Source organism: Rhodococcus sp. P4_F3_2 (assembly GCF_056401335.1).
Window position 1 is genome coordinate 1 of record NZ_JBFUJN010000190.1, and the last position, 468, is coordinate 468.

A 468-nucleotide genomic window follows, 5' to 3' on the forward strand; every position below is an offset into this window, starting at 1 on the left:
GTTCAACCTTCATTTGATGTATTAGAAAAATTAAGCGAAAAACTAGATTGTACAGTTGATGATTTCTTTAAAACGATAGAAAATAAAGACTTACTTTTATCGCAAGTAAAAAAGGAAATAAAAACTGCAGAAAACCAAGTAAATGCAAATTCATTTGATAAAGTCGAGGCATTTATACAGAAAAAAGAATATTTGTCTCGTAACGATTTAAATGAATATGACAAAGGCATTTTAATGTGGATACATGGAAAGTATTATGAGTATAAAAAAGACTACAACCATGCCATCACTTTCTTTGAAAAGAGTTATTCCGAGCTTGAAAAAGGCAAACATACGAATGAAATGCTACGTTCCTTAGATTCTATGGGCTCTAGTCATAGTCAAGTTAACGATAATGAAAAAGCCCTTCATATCTTAAATAAGGCGTATCGTATTATGATTTATGACCAAATTAGTGGGATGATAAGG

At 30.6% G+C, this 468-nt stretch carries 1 protein-coding gene; it reads left to right on the forward strand.

Annotated elements, in window-relative coordinates:
- Positions 1-468 (forward strand): tetratricopeptide repeat protein (locus AC1DWA_RS33360; protein ID WP_477917762.1); only part of this gene is annotated, 468 nt, incomplete at both ends.